The 19,276-nt window shown below is 73.2% G+C and carries 17 protein-coding genes; 10 read left to right on the top strand and 7 right to left on the bottom strand.

Features of this window, described 5'->3' with window-relative positions; translation table 11 throughout:
• Positions 1-41: 41 nt before the first annotated feature.
• Complete coding sequence (gene recD2 / locus H958_RS0104765) at positions 42-2,090, top strand: SF1B family DNA helicase RecD2 (RefSeq protein WP_028057817.1); 2,049 nt, start codon at positions 42-44, stop codon at positions 2,088-2,090.
• Between the two features lie 193 nt (positions 2,091-2,283).
• Here the strand turns inward: recD2 and H958_RS35050 are convergent, their stop codons facing one another.
• A complete protein-coding gene (locus H958_RS35050; RefSeq protein ID WP_051323834.1) occupies positions 2,284-3,432 on the bottom strand; it encodes a carboxylate-amine ligase in 1,149 nt (382 codons plus the stop codon).
• A 159-nt stretch (positions 3,433-3,591) separates the two neighbouring features.
• On the opposite strand from H958_RS35050, the gene H958_RS0104755 reads away from it, so the two are divergent.
• Both H958_RS0104755 and H958_RS35045 read left to right on the top strand, forming a co-directional pair.
• Positions 3,592-4,332 (top strand): Type 1 glutamine amidotransferase-like domain-containing protein, encoded by a 741-nt coding sequence (locus tag H958_RS0104755; RefSeq protein WP_037409458.1) that lies wholly within the window; start codon positions 3,592-3,594, stop codon positions 4,330-4,332.
• A gap of 16 nt (positions 4,333-4,348) precedes the next feature.
• Entirely contained in the window at positions 4,349-5,086 is a 738-nt protein-coding gene (locus H958_RS35045) for a Type 1 glutamine amidotransferase-like domain-containing protein (RefSeq protein ID WP_081685669.1), read from the top strand.
• Here the strand turns inward: H958_RS35045 and H958_RS35040 are convergent.
• Genes H958_RS35040 through H958_RS0104735 form a run of 3 tightly spaced genes read right to left on the bottom strand, consistent with a single transcriptional unit; the run spans position 5,083 to position 8,290 of the window.
• Positions 5,083-6,357, bottom strand: a complete 1,275-nt coding sequence (locus H958_RS35040) for a beta-N-acetylhexosaminidase (RefSeq protein ID WP_051323833.1) — start codon at positions 6,355-6,357, stop codon at positions 5,083-5,085. The two genes, H958_RS35045 and H958_RS35040, sit on opposite strands and share 4 nt — an antisense overlap.
• 37 nt (positions 6,358-6,394) lie before the next feature.
• Positions 6,395-6,646: a hypothetical protein gene (locus H958_RS0104740; protein WP_028057815.1), complete on the bottom strand. Its 252-nt coding sequence runs from the start codon at positions 6,644-6,646 to the stop codon at positions 6,395-6,397.
• A 24-nt stretch (positions 6,647-6,670) separates the two neighbouring features.
• Positions 6,671-8,290 (bottom strand): putative manganese-dependent inorganic diphosphatase, encoded by a 1,620-nt coding sequence (locus H958_RS0104735; RefSeq protein ID WP_196807211.1) that lies wholly within the window; start codon positions 8,288-8,290, stop codon positions 6,671-6,673.
• A 215-nt stretch (positions 8,291-8,505) separates the two neighbouring features.
• On the opposite strand from H958_RS0104735, the gene H958_RS42755 reads away from it, so the two are divergent.
• The 3 genes from H958_RS42755 (at position 8,506) to H958_RS0104720 (ending at position 12,222) form a co-directional block, all read left to right on the top strand.
• The gene (locus H958_RS42755; RefSeq protein WP_196807210.1) at positions 8,506-10,128 is read left to right on the top strand and encodes an HDOD domain-containing protein; all 1,623 of its coding nucleotides are present in this window, start codon (positions 8,506-8,508) and stop codon (positions 10,126-10,128) included.
• Positions 10,129-10,157: 29 nt separating this feature from the next.
• On the top strand, positions 10,158-11,486 hold the full coding sequence (locus H958_RS0104725) for a sensor histidine kinase (protein ID WP_051323831.1): 1,329 nt from the start codon (positions 10,158-10,160) through the stop codon (positions 11,484-11,486).
• Between the two features lie 67 nt (positions 11,487-11,553).
• Positions 11,554-12,222, top strand: coding sequence for a response regulator transcription factor (locus H958_RS0104720; protein ID WP_081685606.1), 669 nt, complete (start codon positions 11,554-11,556; stop codon positions 12,220-12,222).
• Positions 12,223-12,393: 171 nt separating this feature from the next.
• Here the strand turns inward: H958_RS0104720 and H958_RS35030 are convergent, their stop codons facing one another.
• Positions 12,394-14,058: an LVIVD repeat-containing protein gene (locus H958_RS35030; RefSeq protein WP_051323829.1), complete on the bottom strand. Its 1,665-nt coding sequence runs from the start codon at positions 14,056-14,058 to the stop codon at positions 12,394-12,396.
• A gap of 187 nt (positions 14,059-14,245) precedes the next feature.
• On the opposite strand from H958_RS35030, the gene H958_RS0104710 reads away from it, so the two are divergent.
• Both H958_RS0104710 and H958_RS0104705 read left to right on the top strand, forming a co-directional pair.
• A complete protein-coding gene (locus tag H958_RS0104710) occupies positions 14,246-14,785 on the top strand; it encodes an RNA polymerase sigma factor (RefSeq protein WP_037409448.1) in 540 nt (179 codons plus the stop codon).
• A complete protein-coding gene (locus H958_RS0104705) occupies positions 14,782-15,591 on the top strand; it encodes a hypothetical protein (RefSeq protein ID WP_028057810.1) in 810 nt (269 codons plus the stop codon). Before H958_RS0104710 ends, H958_RS0104705 begins: the two co-directional genes overlap by 4 nt.
• A gap of 14 nt (positions 15,592-15,605) precedes the next feature.
• Here H958_RS0104705 and H958_RS0104700 read toward each other — a convergent pair whose 3' ends face one another.
• Positions 15,606-16,157, bottom strand: coding sequence for a YqgE/AlgH family protein (locus H958_RS0104700; protein WP_028057809.1), 552 nt, complete (start codon positions 16,155-16,157; stop codon positions 15,606-15,608).
• Positions 16,158-16,175: 18 nt separating this feature from the next.
• On the opposite strand from H958_RS0104700, the gene H958_RS44800 reads away from it, so the two are divergent.
• Positions 16,176-16,421: a MoaD/ThiS family protein gene (locus H958_RS44800; protein ID WP_156027687.1), complete on the top strand. Its 246-nt coding sequence runs from the start codon at positions 16,176-16,178 to the stop codon at positions 16,419-16,421.
• A 3-nt stretch (positions 16,422-16,424) separates the two neighbouring features.
• Positions 16,425-17,741 carry an acetamidase/formamidase family protein gene (locus H958_RS0104695; protein ID WP_028057808.1) on the top strand — a complete coding sequence of 439 codons (1,317 nt, stop codon included), beginning with the start codon at positions 16,425-16,427 and terminating at the stop codon, positions 17,739-17,741.
• On the opposite strand, the gene H958_RS0104690 is transcribed toward H958_RS0104695, so the two are convergent.
• Positions 17,738-19,276: a hypothetical protein gene (locus H958_RS0104690; protein ID WP_028057807.1), complete on the bottom strand. Its 1,539-nt coding sequence runs from the start codon at positions 19,274-19,276 to the stop codon at positions 17,738-17,740. The genes H958_RS0104695 and H958_RS0104690 overlap by 4 nt on opposite strands.

The following is a 19,276-nucleotide window of genomic DNA, read 5'->3' as shown; positions in this document are numbered from 1 at the left end:
CCGAGATCGAGGGACTTCCGGGCGCCCCGTTCGAGGGCGAGGTGGCGATCCGCAAGCGCCGGTTCGCGAACGAGCAGACCGGCTTTGCGGTGATCGATGCCGACCGCGACGGCGACGAGGTCGTCCTGGTCGGCGTGCTCGCGCACCTCGAGGAGCGCGAGCACGTCCGCATCAAGGGCGTCTGGCACGACGACAAGCGCTTCGGGCTGCAGATCAAGGTCACCACCGCGGAGCCGGTCGCGCCGTCGGGCGACAAGGCGCTCACCGCGTACCTCAAGCGCGTCAAGCACATCGGGACCGGCCGCGCCGAGCTGCTGCTGGCCCGCTACGGCGACGGCGTGCTGGAGGCGATCGACCGCGACCCGCAGACGGCGTTCCGCGGCGCCGGGCTGAACCCGAAGCGCACCAACGAGGCGATCAAGTCCTGGAACGCGCTGCGCTCGACGCGCGCCCTGCATCTCATGCTCGCGCCACATGGGCTGACGTGGCTCGTCCCGCGCATCGCCAACCACTACGGCGACCGCGCGCACGACGTGGTGCGCCGCCGCCCGTACGACCTCACGAGCGTGTTCGGCGTCGGCTTCCACACGGCGGACACGATCGCCGGCCGGATCGAGTCGCCCGCGCGGTCGCGCGCGGGGGTGATCCACGTGCTCGCCGAGGCCGAGCGCGACGGCTCCACCTGCCTCCCGCTCGGCGAGCTGCTCGCGCAGTCGGCCCGGCTGCTCGGCACGCGGGTGGACGACGCGCTGATCGGCGAGATGGCGGAGGCCGGCGAGCTGGTGATCGAGCAGGAGCGCTGGGCCTACCGCCCGCAGACTGCCGAGCTCGAGGCCGAGCTGGCCGCGCTCGTGCGCGACCTGGCCCGCGCCGAGCCGCGCCTGGCGAAGCCCGCGCTGCCGGAGGGCGACCTCGTCCCCGCGCCCGAGCAGGCCGCCGCCGTGCAGGCCGCGTTCGGCTCGCGGCTGTCGATCGTCACCGGCGGCCCCGGCACCGGTAAGACGATGACGATCCGGCTGATCTGCGCCGCGGCCAAGGCGCAGAAGGCCGGCGTCACGCTCGTCGCGCCGACGGGGCGCGCCGCGCGGCGGATGGCGGAGGCGACCGGCTTCAACGCCTCGACCGTCCACGCCGCGCTCGGCTGGGTCCCGGGCCTCGGCCCGACCAAGGACGAGCTGACCGACGACCTGCTCGTCGTGGACGAGACCTCGATGGCCAACCTCGAGCTGCTCGTGACGCTGCTGCGGGCGGTGGGCCCCGAGATGCACGTCGTGCTCGTCGGCGACGCGGACCAGCTCGCGCCGGTCGGCGCCGGCAAGCCCTTCGCCGAGCTGGTCGCGTCGGGCGCGCTGCCCGTCGCCCGCCTCACGCACATCTTCCGCCAGGCGGCGGGAAGCATGATCGTGCGCGGCGCCCACGCCGTCCGCCAGGGCGAGCCGCCGTCGTTCGAGGCCGGCGGGGAGGTCCGGCGCGACCTGTTCATGATCGAGCGCGAGGACCCGCGCGCGGTGCTCGACGAGATCGTCTCGCTCGTCTCCGAGCGCCTCCCGAAGCACTACGCCGCCGATCCGCTGTCGGACATCCAGGTCTTCGCCCCGGTCTACAAGGGCGCGCTCGGCATCGACGCGCTCAACGCGCGGCTGCGGGACGCCCTCAACCCGCACGGCAAGCCGGTGCTCGGCCGGCTGCGGATCGGCGACAAGCTGATGCTCTCCGGCCGCAACCTGCACGAGCTCGGGCTGATGAACGGCACGATCCTGCGCCTGCTGTCCTACGACGCCGACGCGGGCAAGCTGTCGGTCGAGGCCGACGGGATGCTCGTGGAGCTGCCCGAGGACGAGGCTCCGCGGCTCCAGCTCGCCTACGCCTGCTCGATCCACAAGGGCCAGGGCATCGAGCTGCCGGTCGCGATCGTCGTCGCCCATCCGGCGGCCGGCCCGCGCTTCCTGCGCCGCGAGATGCTCTACACCGCGATGACCCGCGCGCGCACCGCGACGCTGATCGTCGGGCAGCGGGCGATCGTCGCGCGCGCCGCCGCGACGCCCGACACCTCCCGCCGCCACTCGCGCCTGGCGGACCGTCTCAACTGACGGTCGAATCACTTCCTACCGGCGGTCGATTTCAGATTGTCTCATGATCGCCCAGACTGCACCGCAGGAGAAGGGAGCTGCGCACCGGATCACCAGGCTTCTCCTCCCATGGGGTCCGGTTCGCTAGTGGCATTCGGCTGGGGTCTGGACAGCCCCGGCCGAAGCCTTTCCTGAGGGCGGTTGAGGGACCGGCCTACGCGGCGGCCGCCAAGCGCGGCCGCGGCGGTGAGAAGTCGGCCTGCAGGGCGTGGAGCAGACCCTGCAGGCCGGCAGGCTCACCCGCGATCGCGCGCTGGCGCACGGCGCCGGGGTCGCCGGCCAGATGGGCCAGCAGCTGCAGCTCGCGCTCGCAGTGCAGCGCGCGGGCGTGCGGCCAGCAGGCGTCCACGAGGGTGGCGAGGCGCCCCGCGGCGGGCACCTTGCGCCCGCGGCAGACGTCGAGCAGCTGCGCGTCGATGCCGTCGCGCGCGGCGAGGAAGCGGTTCTCGGCCATCGCCTCGGGCGTGTCCTCCGGCTCGGCGAAGCCGTCGAGCGCCTCCAGGCGCACGAGGCACTGGACCAGCGCGGCGAGCGCCGCGGTGTCGCGGATCCGCGTCTGCGCATCCATCACGCGGATCTCGATCGTCCCGTAGCGCGGCTGCAGCCGCAGGTCCCACCAGATGAAGGTCGGCTCCGGGATCGCGCCGCAGCGCAGCAGCACGTCGATCGCCTCGACGTAGGCGTCGTAGTTGCCGAACGCGCGTGGCAGTCCCGTGCGCGGGAAGGCCTGGAAGACGGGCGTGCGGGCGCTCGCGAGCCCGGAGTCGTTCCCGCGCGTGTAGGGCGAGTTGGCCGCCAGCGCCAGCAGGACCGGGATGTGGTGGCGCATGCCGTCGAACGCGCGTACGGCCAGCTCGGGGTCGGGCACGGCGACGTGCACGTGCAAGGCGAACGTCGGCTCGCGCCGCGCGAGCTCGCGCATCGTCGAGTGCAGGTACTGATAGCGCGCGCCGGGGGAGACCTCGACCTCCTCCGAGCGCGCCAGCGGATGCGTCCCCGCGACGGCCGCCTGCAGCCCGAGCGAGCGCACCGACTCGGCCAGCCCCGCGCGCAGGTGGCGCAGCTGCGAGGCGGCGGCGCTCACCGTCGAGTGCGGGTCGGTCGCGATCTCGAGCGCCAGCCCGTGCGTCTCACCCCGCGCATGGCGTGCGAGGTCGTCGTCCAGCCGCGTCAGCACGTCCTCCGAGCGCCACGCCGGCGAGCCGTCGGGCTCGAGCAGCATGACCTCCTCCTCGAGGCCGACCGTCCACGGCTCTCCACGCTTCCACCGCGCCCAGCCGGGCAGCATGCGTTCGATCGCCATAGCCGCAGCGTCGCCGCATCGACACCCCCGCGGTTCCTCCCCGCTGTACAGACTTGCGGGCCGATCATCGCCCTACGGTCGAGCGCTCTACCGGCTGGCCGCGGAGCTTGTACAGACGGTCCTGGCAAACCCCGCTCGACCGGCCGTACCGTGGCCGGCATGCCACGCGGACGTCCGCCACAGATCGTCGCGTACGGAGGAGGGGGCTTCTCGATGGAGCCCGACAACCCGCTCCTCGACGAGTACGTCCTGTCGCTCTGCAAGCGAAAGCGTCCCCGCGTGTGCTTCATCCCGTCGGCGTCGGGCGACGCCGACCACTACGTGGTGCGCTTCTACCGCCACTTCCACAGCGGGATCTGCGAGCCGTCGCACATCTCGCTGTTCCGCCGCGACTGCGGGCCCGGCCAGGTGCGAGAGCATCTGCTGGCCCAGGATCTCGTCTACGTCGGCGGCGGCTCGATCCTCTCGCTGCTCGGGGTCTGGCGGGCGCACGGGATCGACGAGGACCTCCGCGCCGCGTGGCGCGCCGGCGTGATCATGTGCGGCGTGTCGGCCGGCTCGCTGTGCTGGTTCGCCGGCGGCCTCACGGCCTATCACCATGATCCGAGGCCGTACGAGGGCCTCGGGTTCCTGCCACAGTCCAACGCGGTGCACTACGAGGAGGAGTCCGACCGGCGCCCGGCGTATCACGCCGCGCTGCTGGACGGAAGCCTGCCGGCGGGCTACGCCGCGTCCGACGGTGCCGCGCTGCACTTCGTGGGCACGGATCTGCATCGTGTCGTCCTGTCGCGTCCGAACGGGCGCGCGTACCGCGTCGAGGCGGGGGGCGGCCAGGTCGTCGAGCTCCCCCTGGAGGCCGCGTACCTCGGTGAGCGCCCGAAGATCGCCCTTGTCGCCTGAGCCGACGATCTTCGCCATGGGCGGGGGCGGGTTCTGCATGGAGCCGCAGAACCCCGCGCTCGACGACTACATCCTGGGGCTCGCGCGCTCGCCGGTCCCCAAGATCTGCCTGCTCCCGACCGCGTCGGGCGACGGCGAGGCGCAGATCCGGCAGTTCCACGCGACCTTCGGCGCGCGCGCGTGCGAGCCGATGCACATCGCGCTGTTCCGGCTCGGGAGCCATCCGCTGCCGCTGCGCGAGACGCTGCTGGCGCAGGACGTCGTGTACGTCGGCGGCGGCTCGATGCTCGGGCTGCTCGCGGTCTGGCGCGCGCTGGGGCTCGACGCGATCCTGCGCGAGTGCTGGCAGTCCGGCGTCGTCCTGGCGGGGCTGTCGGCCGGGGCGATGTGCTGGTTCGAGTGGGGCATCTCGACGTCGCTCGGGTCTCCGGCGCCTGCTCCGGGGCTCGGCCTGTTGCCCGGCTCGCTGTCGGTGCACTGCGACGGGGAGCCCGCCCGGCTGCCGGTCTTCCGCCACGCGGTCCGCTCCGGCGCCGTGCCGCCCGGCTATGCGGCCGACGACGGCGTCGGCCTGCTGTTCCGCGGCGACGCGCTCCAGGACGTCGTCAGCTCACGCCCCCGCGCGCGGGCGTTGCGAGTCGAGCCCGGCGCCGAGGCGCCCGTGGCCGCTCGCCGGCTGACCGTGCGCGAGCAGTTCGGCGATGCGCCGGACATCGCGGAGTTCCGGCGCATGCGGGCGCTCCGGAACGGCTAACTGGCGGTCCACGGCACCTGCGGAGAGCGGTGGAAGTTCAGGCCCAGCGCCTCCCACTGCGGTCCGTGGGCCGCCAGCCGTAGCTTGAAGTCCTCCCAGTCGCGGCGCGCCGACCAGGCGACCTCCGCGACCGCGGGCAGGCGCGGCAGCGTCATGTACGCGATTGCGCCGAAGTCCTCGACGGTCTCGGTCCAGAGCGCGGCCTCGACGCCGAGCGCGTCGTCGCCGGGCTCCCACTCGTAGGCGTCGCGCACGTCGACGTTGCCGGCCCACGACAGCCCGAGCTCGGTCGACGCGTCGTACTTCTGGTCCAGGTAGGTGTGCGGCGCCGGCGACATGATCAGCGGCGCGCCCTGCCGGACCGCGGCGTCGCGCAGCTTCGGATCGGTCCAGAACTGGACGATCACGCCCGGCGGGAGCTCGACGGCGGCCATCTCCTCCCAGCCGATCATCCGCTTGCCGTGGCGGGAGACGATCTCCGCGGCGGCATGGATGAACGCGCGGTAGTCGTCGTCGGTCATGCCCTCGACCTCGTCGGCGCCGAGGTGGATGTACGGGCCCGGGGTGATCTGCGCCAGCTCGCCGACGACGTCGTCGAGGAAGCGCAGGACCGCGGGGTCGCCGACGTTGAGCGAGCGGCCGGGGCTGTGGATGCCCGTCTCGGGCGGCGGCGCGACGCCGTCGGGGCCGAGCTCGGGGTACGCGAGCAGGGCCGCGTTCGTGTGGCCCGGGACGTCGAGCTCGGGGATCACGGTCATGAAGCGCTCGCCCGCGTAGCGGACGATCTCCGCGTAGTCCTGGCGCGTGTAAAAGCCGCCGGGCCCGCCGCCGATCTGGGTCGTGGCGCCGGTGGAGGTCAGCCTCGGCCACTTCGGGCTTTCCAGCCGCCACCCCTGGTCGTCGGTCAGGTGGAGGTGCAGGACGTTGAGCTTGTAGCCCGCCGCGAGATCGATGAAGCGCTTGACGTCCGCGACGCCGAAGAAGTGGCGCGCGACGTCGAGCATGACGCCGCGGTGCGCGAACCGCGGCGCGTCCTCGATCCGCACGGGCGGCATCGAGCCGTCGGGCCCCCGCAGCTGCTCGAGCGTGCGGCGGCCGTAGAACAGGCCCGCCTCGTCGGGCGCGGTGAGCGTGACGCGGTCGCTCGTGACCTCGAGCGCGTAGGACTCCGGCGCCCCGGAGCCGGTGAGCTCGCCGTGCGGCGGCTCGCCGTGGTGCGGATCGCCCTCGAGCCGTTGCAGCGACGCGGGGGCCGGGATCAGGTTCGGCACCCGGCCGAATCTATCTGCGACCGGGTGCCGGAGGCGGTCAGGCGGTGGCCGGGTCGCCGCCGCGGCCGCGCATGACCTTGGTGGCGACCAGCGCCGCGACGCCGGCCCCGATGAGCAGCGGCAGGCGCTTGGCGATCGGCGTGCGCTTGGACACCTGGTAGACGGCGGTGCCCTTGGCGGCCTTCGTCGCGCCCTTGGCCGCCTTGCCGGCGGCCTGCAGCTTCAAGTAGTTGACGAGCAGGTCGGTGGCCTGCCGGCGCTTGCTCTTCTTACGTCTGAAAGGAGCCATGCCCCAAGGCTTACCCGGAATCGCTCAGAAGGCGGCGAGGACCTTCGGCGCGACCTGCTTCTTGCGCGACATCACGCCGGGCAGCTCGATCACCCCGTCCTTGATCTCCTTGCCGAACGCGTGCTCGAGCGGGCCGGTGTCGCCGTCGACGAAGAGCTCGGTGTCCTTGGCGAGGATGTCGGTGACCATCAGCGCGTAGAGCGCGTGGCCGCGGCGGTCGCGCGCCTCGCGCATCGCGCCGAGCAGCTCGTCGCGGCGCTCGTCGAGCCGCTGGCCGACCGTCTCGACCTGCGCGATCGCGAGCGTCTGCCCGCCCGCCTCGTAGACCTTCGCGTCGCGTGCCACGATCTGCTCCGCCGGCACGCTCGAGAGGTCCGACGTCTCGGTGAACATCTCGCGGCCGAACTCCTGCGCGTCGAGCGCGAGCACGCGCTCGAGGTACTCGACCGCCGCGTTGTCGCGCTCGGTCACGGTCGGCGAGTTGAGGATCACGGTGTCCGAGAGGACCGCGCCGAGCAGCAGGATCGCGGTCGACCGGCTCGGCTCGAAGCCGTTCTGGCGGAAGCGCTCGATCACCAGCGTCGCGGTGCTGCCGACCGGGTCGAACGTCGCGCGGACCGGGACCTTGGTCTCGATCGAGCCGATGTGGTGGTGGTCGAGGATCTCGACGATCTCGGCCTGCTCGACGCCGGTCACGCTCTGCGCCGCCTCGGCGTGGTCGACGAGCAGCACGCGCCGCGGGGAGGGGTTGACGAGGTCGGTGCGGGTGACGAGGCCGACCGGGCGGCGGCGGCCGTCGACCGCGACGGCGGCGCGATAGTGGATGTCCTTGACCTCGTCCGCGACGTCGGACAGCAGCTCGTCCGGGCGCACGGTCAGCGGCTCGGGGTCCATCAGCGCGCGGCACGGCGCCGACAGCGTGATCATGCGGCCGGTCACGTAGCTGTCCAGCGGGGAGACCACGACGGGGATGCCGCGCTCCTTGGCGAGCGCGAGCGCGTCATCGTCAGGCTGCGCGTCGTTGGTGACGACGAGCAGGCCGACGCCGAGGTCCAGCGCCGCCCGCTGGGCGTCGGGCCGGTTGCCCACGACGGCGACGTCGCCCGGGCCGATCTCGCTCGGGAGCGCGCGGATGTCCATCGCCATCACCCACACCTGGCCGGACACCTCGCCGTCGGCGCCGGCGACCTGCGTGCCCTCCAGCACGCTCACGATCGCGCTCACCTTCGTCGGCGCGTCCAGCTGCGACGCCTCGCGCGACTCGCGGATGTAGCGGCGCGCCAGCGCCCGCTCGGTCATGACGCCGGCGAGCACGCCGTCCTGCACGATCGGCACGAGGTCGAGGTCCTCGCGCGCCATCACGCGCCCGACGACGCGCACCGGCTCGGTGTGCTCGGCGAGCGGGAAGTCCGACCGCATCACGTCCTGCACGCGCAGCATCACGTGCGGGAGGAACTCGGGCTCGGGGACGCCGGCGCGGCCGAGCACCCAGCGCGTCTGGGTGTTGACGTCGCCGAGGCGGACAGGGAGGTACTCGTGGCGCGGGTCGACCCGCCGCATCAGCTCGGCGTACCCGATCGCGGAGGCGATCGAGTCGGTGTCCGGGTTCCTGTGCCCGGTGACGTAGATGCGAGGCAACGGCACGTTGCCAGCAATGATGGCCGATGGAAACCTCCTGCGCGGCCCGGCCGGCCGTGGCCGGGCCGCGCAGGAGGAAGGCAAGCGCCCACCTAAGGGGGTCGGGAGGCGGACGCCAGGTCCGGTCCTCGCGCTGACATACGCAGTGCACCGGCTCCCGGTTCGCTCCGGCGCGCCCGAAGGTGGGAACGCCTGCCGTACCGGTAAGTTCCCGCCGAATGGTGACGCTCGTCGTACTCGCGGCGGTCCTGGCGGTGCTCGCCGCGGTCCTGTTCGCGCAGCTGCGCGCTTCGCGGGCCCGCGAAGCGGTGCTCGAGGCGACGCGGGCGCGGCAGGCCGCCGAAGGCGAGCGCCTGCGCGAGCGGGCCGCGGCGCTGGAGGGCGAGCTGGAAGCGGCTCGCGCGGTGGCGGCGCGCCACCGCCGGCTGGTCGAGCAGGCCGGCGACTGGATCTGGGAGACCGATGCCGACGGCGTATTGACGTACTCCAACCCAGCCGGGGCGGAGCTGCTCGGCGCGGGGGAGCTCGTCGGCCGCTCGGCGGTCGAGCTCACGCACCCCGACGACCAGCCCGCCGTTATCGCGCCGGAGGGCTTCGCGGGCGTGATCCGCCGCCGCCACGCGGACGGCACGTGGCGCACGCTCGACACGCGCTCGGCCGCGCTGCCGGACGGCGGCTGGCGCGGCATCGACCGCGACCTGACGGCGCCCGCGCCGCCCGCGCCCGCGCCGGCGCCTGAGCGGCCGGGCGTGGCGATCGTCCGCTGGCCGGTCGTCGACGGGCGCCGCGAGGTCGTCGGGTACGAGCTCGTCGGCGCCGGCGACGTGCTCGACGGGTTCGCGCCGGAGGAGCTGCAGGAGCTCGGCGGCGGGCGGCCGGTGTGGATCGCCGCGCCCGAGGACCCGGAGCGGCTCGCCGGTCTGGCGCCCGACCGCACGGTGCTGCAGCTCGCGCCCGGCACGCCGGACGAGCGCGCGCGCCGGCTGCGCGAGGCCGGCTTCGGGCTCGCGCTCGACGGGCTCGACGGCGATGACGCGCTGCTCGAGCACTGCGGCATCGTGAAGGTCCACACGCGCGGTCGCGAGGACGACGAGCTGCGGGCGCTGATCGCCCGGCCGGCGGAGCGCGGGCTCGTGTTGGTCGCCACCGGCGTCGCCTCGACGGAGGAGTTCACCCGCTGCCGGGTGCTCGGCTTCTCGCACTTCCAGGGCGAGTTCTTCGCGCGCCCGCGCGGTGAGGGCGGCGAGCCGACGGGCGCGCTCGCGTCGCTGCAGACGCTCGCCGAGCTGACCGGCGAGGAGGGGTCCTTCGAGGAGCTCGAGCGCACGATCGGCGCCGACGTCGGCCTCTCGCTCGCGCTGCTGCGCTACGTCAACTCGGCGTTCTTCGCGCTGCCGCGCGAGATCGACTCGGTCCGCGAGGCGCTCGCGCTGCTCGGCACGCGCGCGGTGCGCCGCTGGGCGACGGTCGTCGCGCTGTCCGCCGTCCCCGACGCGCCGGATCAGCTCGTGGCGCTCGCGCTGCTGCGGGCGCGCATGTGCGAGCTGCTCGGCGGCGACTCCAGCGAGGAGGACCGCGACCGGCTGTTCACGGTCGGGCTGTTCTCGGTCGCCGACGCGCTGCTCGACGCGCCGATGGAGACGATCCTGCGCGAGCTGCCGTTCAGCGAGGACATGACCTCGGCGCTGCTGCGCTACGAGGGCCGCAAGGGGCGCATCCTCGCCACCACCCTGCGCTACGAGCAGGGGCACTTCCCGGAGATCGACGGCGATCCGCTCGAGCTCGCCCAGGCCTACCTGACGGCCTTGAAATGGGCGGACGACGCGGGCCGCTGGGTCGGCTGAACCGCCGACCCGCTATGAGGTAGAGGGACATGCGCAGGATCCCTCTGCGACTCAAGCTCACGCTCGCGTTCACGGGCGTGATGGCCATCCTGCTCGCGGCTGCGGGGATCGCGCTGAGCCTGCTCGTCGCCGAGAATCTCGACTCGACGATCGACGATGGGCTCGAGGCGCGCGCGGGCGACCAGGCGGCGGTCGCGATCGCGACCGGCGGCACCGGCAACGTCCGGCTGGAGCGCAGCGGCGAGGCGTTCGCGCAGGTGCTCCGGGAGGGCAGGCTGACCGCCACCACGGTGGGCGCCGGCGAGACGCCGCTGCTCTCGCCGGCGCAGCTGCGCGAGGCGTCGCGCCGCCCGCTGATCGCCGAGCGCCGGGTCCGCACGACGCAACTGCGCATGTATGCGCGGCCGGCCGCGCCGTTCGTCGTCGTCGTCGGCGAGCCGCTGGCTCAGCGCGAGAAGGCGCTGGACTCGCTGCGCGCGCTGCTGCTGATCGGCGGCCCGCTCGCGCTGCTGATCGCGTCGCTCGTCGGCTACACGCTGGCGGCGGCCGCGCTGCGGCCCGTCGAGCGGATGCGAAGACGCGCCGCCGCGGTCAGCGCCGCGGAGACCGGGGAGCGCCTGCCGGTGCCGCTCGCCAACGACGAGATCGGGCGCCTCGGGCGCACGCTGAACGAGATGCTCTCGCGCCTGGAGGCCGCGTTCTCGCGCGAGCGCGCGTTCGTCTCCGACGCGTCGCACGAGCTGCGCACGCCGCTGGCGATCCTGCGCACCGAGCTCGAGCTGGCGTTGCGCGGCGAGCACACGCGCATCGAGCTCGAGGAGGCGCTGCGCTCGGCGGCGGAGGAGACGGAACGGCTGTCGAACCTCGCCGAGGACCTGCTCGTGATCGCGCGCTCCGACCAGGGGCGGCTGCCGGTCCGGATCGAGGACCTCGCCGCCGGCGAGGTGCTCGCGCGCGTCGCCGGCCGTTTCCAGACGCGCGCGCGGGTCGAGGGCCGGCCGCTGCGCCCGGACCCGTCCCCCGGCGTGATCGTGCGCGCGGACCCGGCGCGGCTCGAGCAGGCGCTCGCGAACCTCGTCGACAACGCGCTGAGCTATGGCGAAGGTGCGGTCGAGCTGAGCGCGACCGCGAGCAACGGCACGGTGGAGATCCACGTGCGCGATCAGGGGCACGGCTTCCCGCCCGCCTTCCTCCCGCGCGCGTTCGAGCGCTTCACGCGCGCGGACGAGGCGCGCACCCGCGGAGGGACGGGGCTGGGGCTCGCGATCGCGTCCGCGATCGCCGCCGCGCACGGCGGCAGCGCGCACGCCGAGAACCTCGAACCCGGCGCCGACGTGTGGATCGCGATCCCTTCATGAGAATCACTCATGAGAAAGATGAGAGTGTCTCATCTGCGGCTCATCGCCGGCGATGAAGCTGATTTCTATGAGAGTGCTTGTGGTCGAGGACGAGATCAAGATGGCAAGCCTGATCCGGCGCGGCCTGCGCTCGGAGGGGCTTGCAGCCGACGTCGCCATCAAGGGCGAGGACGCGCTGTGGATGGCCAATTCGACCGGCTACGACGCGATCGTGCTGGACGTCATGCTCCCCGGCATCGACGGCTTCGAGACGTGCAAGCGGCTGCGTGAGGAGGGCGTCTGGTCGCCCGTCATCATGCTCACCGCGCGCGACTCGGTCGAGGACCGCGTCGCCGGCCTCGACGGCGGCGCCGACGATTATCTCGCCAAGCCCTTCTCCTTCGCCGAGCTGCTCGCGCGTCTGCGCGCCCTGGCCCGTCGCGGGCCGGTCGAGCGCCCCGCGGTGCTCGAGGTCGGCGACCTGCGGCTGGATCCCGCGTCGCGGCGCGTCTGGCGCGGCGACCACGAGGTGAACCTCTCCGCCAAGGAGTTCCAGCTCCTGGAGACCTTCATGCGCCACCCGGGCGAGGTGCTCTCGCGCTACCAGCTGCTCGAGCACGCCTGGGACTACGACTACGAGAACCGCTCGAACATCGTCGACGTCTACGTCCGCTACCTGCGCGACAAGATCGACCGTCCGTTCGGCGTCTCGCAGCTCGAGACGGTGCGCGGCGCCGGCTACCGCCTGCGCGACTGACCGCCGCTCCCCGCCGGCGGACGTCCGCCGCAGCGACGTCCGCATCGACGACATCCTCGTCGACCCTCGCGCCTCGATCTCAGCTACCGCGCCGCGCATCGCGTCGGCCACCTCGCGCGGCCGCGGCCACGAAGCGCCGGTCCAAGCCGGCGCCTCGGGGAACGGGTCCGGCTACTCGTAGAGCGGCAGGCTGCAGACGCCGCCGACCGGCCGTTCGAGCGCCGCACTGGCCTCCTGCGCGGGGTCGGGAGCCGCGAACGTGACCGGCGAGAGCGGGCCGTTCGCGTCGGCCGCGACGGCCGCCCGCAGCGGGGCGGTGTCGACCGGCCGGCGGAGCTGGCCGGCCTTGACGTTCAGCTCGAGGATGTAGACGCCGTTGCGGTCGGCCGAGTAGTAGTAGCCCTTGTGGGGATACGTCGCCCACGTGCCGGTGCCGGGACGGAAGTAGGCGATCTCGGTCGGATTCGTCGGGTTGGTGATGTCGAGGAACCGCGATCCCTGGCTGTAGAACGACATCGAGAGGACGCGGTCCTTGATCTCGAAGTAGTGGGCGGAGCAGTCCGTCGTGGTGGACGAGCCCTCCTTGCCGAACGGGTGCCAGGTGGCGACCGTCTTCAGGCGGAACTTGTCGTCGGGAGTCGAGCGCCACGCCTCACCGCCGTAGCTCCCGTTCAGCGAAGCGATGAAGAGCGGCCCGTCGTTGGCGCAGCCGTTCGGGAACGCTCCGCCCGCGAACTCCTCCTCGGTCGCGTAGATCAGATCGCCGTAGCTCGGATCGGGCGCGTCGTCCCCGGACGGACGCTCGGCATTGTGGATGAACCGCGACGATGTGCGGGGCGGAAAGACGTTCTCCTCGATGCCGCCGCCGGCATACGGCACGGGATCGTCCGCCGTGGCGACGCGGCCGGTGCCGAGCACCGGATCGAAGTGGCGCCCCTTCGTCCAGTAGCCGCGCACGCCGCCGCGGCCCGAGACCCACGCGACCCCCGAGTCGTCCACCTGGACGTCGTGGGCGTAGTCGGTGACGCCGTCGTTGCGGGCGGTGTCGATCGGGACCGGGTTGACCTTCGGGTGGCGAGGATCGCGCATGTCGGTCACGAAGATCGGCCGCCCCGCCCACCCTTGCACCTGCTGGTCGGTGTTCGGCGCGGGGCCGCCGGTCCACACCCACTTGCAGTCATTGACGCAGGTCGTCGTGTGTCCGGTGGGCGTCTCCGCGAAGCTGATCGGGTCGAGGTTCTCAGGGTTGCGGACGTCGATCACGTAGACGCCAGACCGCGACGCGGGATTGCCCGTGCTCCCGCCGTAGGCGCGCGGGTCGCGGGACAGAAAGACGAGCTTCCGGTCCTTGTCGACGTCCATGTCCTCGTTCTCCCACATGTCGTCGATCGTCCCCCGCCGTGGCGCCTGCGCCCCGTTGCCCGGGTTGCCGTCCTCGAGGAACGGATCGTCGACCCCGTCCCCGAGCCAGTCGAGGAGCTTCGGCTTCTTCGGGTTGGTGACGTCGAAGGACTTCAGGCCGAAGCGACCCGCGACGAACATCACGTCGCGCGTCGCCGCGCCCGCGGGCTGATCGGGCCGCGGATTGCCGTAGTCGATGAAGTTGATCGAGATCGCCTGGGTGAGGGTCTCCCGGTAACCCGACGGCGTGGACGGATCGGTGGCGAGCGTGCCGTCCGCGTTCCACGTGTGCCGCACGGTGTCGATCCGGCAGAGGACGTCCACGTTCTTGACCGACCAGCTCGTAGTCGGCGCGACCTGACCGCACCAATCGCGATCCTGCGGAGGCAGGGTCGCCGCGAGCGTCGTGGCCGGTGTCAGGGCGCAGAGCGCCATAGGACACAGCAAACTGAGCAGCAGTCGCCGCATAGAAGCCCCTCCAACATTGATTGCCATCCGCAAACCAACGGATCAGCGGTGACCTTACATGAATGTTTCGGGAGAGTGGAAGGAGCGAACTCCGCGTCGACGGCCGGCATCGCCGGCTGGAACCTGACGGCGTCCGCTGCTGTAAGAGAAGGTGGTGGCTCGAGCGCAGACGGAGGGCGAGCTTCTCGCCCGCGCCCAGGCCGGCGACGCCGACGCGTACGCCGCGCTCGTCCGCGCCCATCAGGAGATCGCATTCCGGACCGCGCTCCTGATCACCCGCAACGCCGCCGACGCCGAGGAGGCGGCGCAGGAGGGCTTCGTCAAGGCGTGGCGCGCGCTGGGGCGCTTCCGCGAGGGCGCGCCGCTGCGGCCGTGGCTGCTCACGATCGTGGCCAACGAGGCGCGCAACCGGCGCCGCTCGGCGGGCCGGCGCGCGGAGCTGGAGCTGCGGGCGGCGCGCGACGAGGACGCCGGCGGGTCGGCGGAGTCCGAGGCGCTCGCGCACGAGTCGCGCGGCGCGCTGCTCGGCGCGCTGTCGCGGTTGCGTGCCGACGACCGGCTGGTGCTCGGCTGCCGCTACCTGCTGGAGCTGACCGAGGCGGAGACCGCGGCGGCGCTCGGCGTGCCCGCGGGGACGGTGAAGTCGCGCACGTCGCGCGCGCTGGCACGGATGCGCGGGGAGGTGGAGCGATGACCGAGCTCGAGCGGGCGCTGCTGGAGCTGGAGGTCGAGTGGCCTGAGACGCCCGATCTCACGGCGGCCGTGATCGCGCAACTCGAGGCCTCGCCGGCGGCGCCGGGCGACGAGGCGGTGGGCGGCGCGAGCGCGGGACGCGGGCACGCGCGGTGGCGCCTCCGTGGCTGGCGCCGGCGCGCGGCGATCGCGCTGGCGTCGCTGATCGTGCTGGGCGGCGGCACGCTCGCCGCCTCGCCGTCGGCGCGGTCGACCGTGTCGCGCTGGCTCGGCCTCCATGGCGTCGAGATCCGGCTCGAGCGGCCGAGCGCGACGCCAGGCCCGCTCTCGCGGCTCGGCGAGTCGCTCGACCTCGGCATCCCGATCACGCCCGCCCGCGCGCGGCGGGAGGGCGCGCTGTTCCCGCGCTCGCTGCCCGCGCCCGACGCCGCCTACCTCGGCCCGCTCGTCGGCGGCCAGCGCGGCGTCGCGCTCGTCTACGCGCCGCGCCAAGGCCTCCCGCCGTCGAAGGTCACCGGCGTCGCGCTGCTCGTGCAGACGTTCCGGGCCACGCTTGACACGCTGATCCTCAAGAAGCTCGTCGGCGGCGGCGGCGACATCCAGATACTCACGGTCGCCGGCTCGCCCGCGTACTGGATCTCGGGCGAGCCGCACGGCTTCCAGTACGCGACGCCCAGCGGCGGCGCGTTCGTCCCGCAGCGCCTCGCCGACCACACGCTGCTGGTCGAGCAGGCCGGGAAGCTGCTGCGCGTCGAGGGGCCGCTGACCCGCGCGGCGGCGGTGCGGATCGCGGAGTCGGCGCAGTGAAGCGAGCCGGACGCTCAGTTCACTGACGGATCGAGCGGCATCGTCGCCAGCAGCGCGTAGCGGTTGCCCTTGCGCCGCAGCACCGCCGCCCACAGGTCCTCGGGCTCGACGGTGAAGATCTCCTCGCGCAGCGGCGACTCCACGATCCACGCCTCCTCGCCGAGCTCGTCTTCGAGCTGACCAGGTCCCCAGCCCGCGTGGCCGGCGAACACGCGCGCGCGGCGGATCGCGCCGTCCAGGCGGTCGGCGTCGTCGGCGTCCGCCCCGATGAAGCCCAGATCGTCCTCGACGAGCGCGCCCGCGAGCTCCGGGCGCTCGAACTCCGCGAGCACGATCACCGCCGTCTCCGCGACCGGGCCGCCGACGTAGACCGGTTCCTCGTCGCCGGCCAGCCACGAGAGGTCCGGGACCGCGTCGCCGACCGTCGCGGCCGCCGGGCGGTTCAGCACCAGGCCCATCGCGCCCTCATCGGTGTGCTCGGCGATCAGCACCACCGTGCGCACGAAGTTCGGGTCGCGCAGGACCGGTGATGCGAGGATGAGCTTTCCGCGCAGCGACTCCGCCATGTACCTATTGTGGCGACGATGCGCGTCCGTGTACGACTTGGTGCGGGTCTCAGCCGCTTCGCGGACGCTCCGCTGCTGTCGCTGGACCTGCACGACGCCGCGACGGTCGCCGATCTGCTCGCCGCCCTCGCCGACCGGCAGCCCGCGCTCGGCCCCGCGCTGGCGTCCGCCCTGCCGGTCGTCCACGGCGCGCACGTCGCGCGCGATGATGTGCTGCACGACGGCGACGAAGTCGCCCTACTGATCCCAGTTGCCGGAGGCTGAGAGATGGCCACGATCGAGACCCGCACCGCCCGCCAGACCGTTTTCGTCGACACGTTCACCGACGGCCTGCTCGGCCCCGACGTGCCGATGCTGGGCCCCGTCGCCGACGGCGGCCACATCGTCGTCAACACCGCGCCCGGGTGCTGGGGGCCGATGATCACGCCGTCGATCCGCGGCGGCCACGAGGTTGCGCAGCCCGTGGCGGTCGACGGCGCCGAGGTCGGCGACGCCATCGCGATCCGGATCAAGGCGATCGAGGTGACCTCGCTCGCCACCGCGTCCGGCAACGACCAGACGATGGAGGGCCGTTTCAACGGCGACCCGTACTGCGCGGCCGTCTGCGCCGGCTGCGGGGCGGAGTGGCCCGAGACGCGTGTCGAGGGCATCGGCCCGGAATCGGTGCGGTGCGCCGCCTGCGGCGCCGACGCGACGCCGTTCACGTTCACGAACGGCTACACGATCGCGTTCGACCCGACCCACACCGTCGGCGTGACCGTGGGCAAGGACGCGGCGGAGGCGATCGCCGGCGACGCCGCCCGCAACGCCCAGCTCCCCGACAACTCCGCGCAGAACCCGATCCTGCTGTTCGCGCCGCACGACATCGTCGGCATGGCGGCGCGCCTGCGGCCGTTCCTCGGCCAGCTCGGCACGAGTCCCTCGGCCCCGATCCCCGACTCCCACAACGCCGGCGACTTCGGCGCCTTCCTCGTCGGCGCGCCGCACCGCTTCGCGCTCGACGCCCAGGAGCTCCAGCGTCACAAGACCGACGGCCACCTGGACATCGACGCCGTCCGCGCCGGCGCGATCCTCGTCTGCCCGGTCAAGGTCCCCGGCGGCGGCGTCTACCTCGGCGACATGCACGCGCTCCAGGGCGACGGCGAGATCGCCGGCCACACGGCGGACGTCTCCGGCACCGTCACGCTCGAGGTCGAGGTGATCAAGGACCTCCCGATCGACGGGCCGGTGCTGTTCCCGGTGGCCGAGGACCTGCCGTTCCTCGCCCGCCCGCTGACCGACGAGGAGCGGCTGCGGGCGCTGGCCGTGGGCCGCCGCCACGGCGTCGAGGCGCTGGAGGAGACCCTGCCGGTCTCGGTCGTCGGCACCGGCCCGGACCTCAACTCGGCCACCGACAACGGCCTGGCGCGGGCCGCCGAGCTGCTCGGGATGAGCGTGCCGGAGGTCATGAACCGGGCGACGGTGACCGGCGCGATCGAGATCGGCCGCCACCCCGGCGTGGTCCAGGTCACGTTCCAGGCGCCGGTGAAGGCGCTGCAGGAGCGCGGGCTCGCCAACTACGCGCGCGAGCAGTACGCCGCCTAGCGGCGCGCCTTCCGCTTCTTCTTCGAGGCCTTGGTCTTCTTCTTCTTGGAGGCCGAGGCCTCGCACCTGGCCTTGGAGGACTTCCTGGCCTTCGACGACTTCGAGGACTTCTTGGCCTTGGTCGCCTTCTTGCAGTCCGAGCTGGTCGCGCTTGCCGCGCGGTTGACGGCCGAGCCGCCGATCGGGGCCGTCGCCGTGGAGGCCGCCGTCGCGGCGCCGTCGTCGTTGGCGGCGACCACGTTCGCGCGCAGGCGGCGCCCGAGATCGTCGCTGCCGGCGACGTAGCTGCGGCCGGTCGCGTCGTCGATGTTCTCCCAGCCGTCGCGCACCAGGCGCTGCCACTGATAGCGGTAGCTGCTGGGCGCGTTGGACCAGGTGCCCGGCTGGACGACCAGCGTCGAGCCGCGGCGCGCCGTCCCGGCGACGGCCGGCGGGGCGGTCGCCGCCGGCGGCTCCGGCACCCACATCTGGCCGCCGCCGCACGCCGGCGCGACCTCGCCGCAGGAGGCCAGGAAGGCCGAGTCGTAGGTGTTCCAGTGCGTCGCCAGGTAGGAGCCGGGCGGCGGCGCGGGGTTGAAGTAGTCGTCGCGGCCGCAGTCGTAGCTCTGCGGGATCGCGCCGGGGAGGCCGGCGCAGTCCTGCTGCATCGCGTGCGCGGCACCGGCGTCCTCGACGTAGCACATGACGTCGGCCCCCTGCCAGCAATGGCCGTAGGCCGGCGACGTGCCGCCGGGCGGCTGGGTGGAGTGCGGCGCGCCCCACTGCACCGCGCCGAGGTTGTGGGTCATCTCATGCAGGAAGCCTTCGGGCCACCAGCCCCACTTGGCGGCCCCGGGCGCGGCGGCGCCGTCGCGGCTGAAGAGGATCGAGGTGAAGCCGCCGCGGTTGTGGACGTTGGCCGCGCCGGGCGTCTCGCCCGAGGGCCCCATGACGGTCTCGCCGAGCCCGTACTCCTGCGAGCCGCCGGACATGCCGTCGGCGAGCACGATCGCGTCGCGCGGGCCGGAGGCAGGGCCGAGCGCGCGCTGCACGGCGGAGGCGATCGCGCCGAAGTTGTCGACGTAGCTGGAGCGTGGCCCGGGCAGCTGCACCGTCTGGATGTCCACGTACCGCGGCCCGCAGCGCGTGCCCATGTCGAACCGCAGCGCCTTCGTCCCGCCGTCCTGGGCGGAGAGGAAGCGCTGGACGACGGCGACGTCGGCCTGCAGCGCGTGCATCCAGCCCGCGAAGCGGTCCGGCCGGTCGGCCGCGTACGCGTAGACGACCTTGAAGCGCGCCTTGTTGGCCGGCGTGGCGGCGTTGGCGGTGTTGTCGGCGCCCGTCTCGTCGCCGCACCACGACGTCGGCAGGCTGTCCACGCCGTCGCCCTGGGCCTCGGCGGTGCTCACGACGCCGGCGAGGTCGACGTCCTGGAGCTGGGCGCGCGTGTCGGCGTGGGTGAGGAGGTTCGGGTCCTTGTGCGGGAGCGCGAAGGTCGGCAGCGCAAGGGCGGCGAGCGAGAAGAGGACGGCTCCGGCGGCGGGCAGACGGATCAT

Origin of the sequence: Candidatus Solirubrobacter pratensis, from assembly GCF_000425945.1 — a bacterium.
GTDB lineage: Bacteria > Actinomycetota > Thermoleophilia > Solirubrobacterales > Solirubrobacteraceae > Solirubrobacter > Solirubrobacter pratensis.
Note: the sequence above shows the minus strand (reverse complement) of the source record. Positions and strands in the feature narration are given on the sequence as shown.

What these genes read in the sequence shown, in the direction of transcription:
- H958_RS35030 (WP_051323829.1), bottom strand. Translation starts at nt 14,058, where the DNA reads ATGGCGCTCTGCGCCCTGACACCGGCCACGACGCTCGCGGCGACCCTG.
- H958_RS0104740 (WP_028057815.1), bottom strand. Translation starts at nt 6,646, where the DNA reads ATGGCTCCTTTCAGACGTAAGAAGAGCAAGCGCCGGCAGGCCACCGAC.
- H958_RS44800 (WP_156027687.1), top strand. Translation starts at nt 16,176, where the DNA reads ATGCGCGTCCGTGTACGACTTGGTGCGGGTCTCAGCCGCTTCGCGGAC.
- H958_RS0104705 (WP_028057810.1), top strand. Translation starts at nt 14,782, where the DNA reads ATGACCGAGCTCGAGCGGGCGCTGCTGGAGCTGGAGGTCGAGTGGCCT.
- H958_RS0104690 (WP_028057807.1), bottom strand. Translation starts at nt 19,276, where the DNA reads ATGATCCGTCTGCCCGCCGCCGGAGCCGTCCTCTTCTCGCTCGCCGCC.
- H958_RS35050 (WP_051323834.1), bottom strand. Translation starts at nt 3,432, where the DNA reads ATGGCGATCGAACGCATGCTGCCCGGCTGGGCGCGGTGGAAGCGTGGA.
- H958_RS0104700 (WP_028057809.1), bottom strand. Translation starts at nt 16,157, where the DNA reads ATGGCGGAGTCGCTGCGCGGAAAGCTCATCCTCGCATCACCGGTCCTG.
- H958_RS35045 (WP_081685669.1), top strand. Translation starts at nt 4,349, where the DNA reads ATGGGCGGGGGCGGGTTCTGCATGGAGCCGCAGAACCCCGCGCTCGAC.
- H958_RS0104725 (WP_051323831.1), top strand. Translation starts at nt 10,158, where the DNA reads ATGCGCAGGATCCCTCTGCGACTCAAGCTCACGCTCGCGTTCACGGGC.
- H958_RS0104695 (WP_028057808.1), top strand. Translation starts at nt 16,425, where the DNA reads ATGGCCACGATCGAGACCCGCACCGCCCGCCAGACCGTTTTCGTCGAC.
- H958_RS0104720 (WP_081685606.1), top strand. Translation starts at nt 11,554, where the DNA reads ATGAGAGTGCTTGTGGTCGAGGACGAGATCAAGATGGCAAGCCTGATC.
- H958_RS0104755 (WP_037409458.1), top strand. Translation starts at nt 3,592, where the DNA reads ATGCCACGCGGACGTCCGCCACAGATCGTCGCGTACGGAGGAGGGGGC.